1 protein-coding gene is annotated in these 244 nt (G+C 79.9%); it reads right to left on the bottom strand.

Features of this window, described 5'->3' with window-relative positions; all coding sequences use genetic code 11:
• Window positions 1-185, bottom strand: a 185-nt coding sequence (locus G3N62_RS26990) for a hypothetical protein (protein WP_206141347.1), incomplete at its 3' end; no start/stop codon positions are given.
• Between the last annotated feature and the right edge of the window lie 59 nt (window positions 186-244).

Below are 244 nucleotides of genomic sequence, written 5' to 3'. Positions count from 1 at the left end.
GGGGGGGGGGGGGGGGGGGGGGGGGGGGGGGGGGGGGGGGGGGGGGGACGGGGGGGGGGGGGGTGGGGGGGGGGGGGGGGGGGGGGGGGGGGGGGGGGGGGGGGGGGGGGGGGGGGGGGGGGGGGGGGGGGGGGGGGGGGGGGGGGGGGGGGGGGGGGGGGGGGCTTCTTAACTTGCTCCTTCATGCATGGTACTGGGTTCTCACAAACCAGACAATGTCTGTGAGTTTTTTTTTTTCAAGCCG

Source organism: Burkholderia sp. Tr-20355 (genome assembly GCF_017104685.1).
GTDB lineage: Bacteria > Pseudomonadota > Gammaproteobacteria > Burkholderiales > Burkholderiaceae > Burkholderia > Burkholderia seminalis.
This window is presented reverse-complemented; position numbering and strand designations above follow the sequence as displayed.